The organism is Bradyrhizobium sp. PRIMUS42, assembly GCF_023006515.1.
GTDB lineage: Bacteria > Pseudomonadota > Alphaproteobacteria > Rhizobiales > Xanthobacteraceae > Bradyrhizobium.
Map to the genome: position 1 here is coordinate 1 of NZ_JALBGZ010001621.1, position 430 is coordinate 430.

Below are 430 nucleotides of genomic sequence, written 5' to 3' on the forward strand. Positions count from 1 at the left end.
CCCAGGCCGGCGAGGTCTGGAACCTGTACGGCCCGACCGAGACCACGGTGTGGTCGGCGCGCCACCGGCTCGATGCAGCGGACGATCGTCCGCTGCTGGGCGGGCCGATCGGCAACACCACGCTGCACATACTCGATGGCGATCTCAACCTGGCGCCGGTCGGCGTTGCCGGCGAGCTCTATATCGGCGGTAGCGGGCTGGCCCGCGGTTATTGGCGGCGCGGCGGTCTGACCGCGGAGCGCTTCATTCCGGATCCGTTCGGTTCACCGGGCGCGCGGCTGTATCGCACCGGTGACGTGGCGCGGTGGCGATCCGACGGCGTGCTCGACTATGTCGGCCGTGCCGACAACCAGGTGAAGATCCGCGGCTTCCGCATCGAGCTTGGCGAGATCGAGGCGCGGTTGCTGGCGCAGGAGGGTGTGCGCGTGGC

The 430-nt window shown here is 70.0% G+C and carries 1 protein-coding gene; it reads left to right on the plus strand.

The window, feature by feature from the left end; all coding sequences use genetic code 11:
* Positions 1 to 430, plus strand: a 430-nt coding sequence (locus MOV75_RS41965) for an AMP-binding protein (protein ID WP_247008762.1), incomplete at both ends; no start/stop codon positions are given.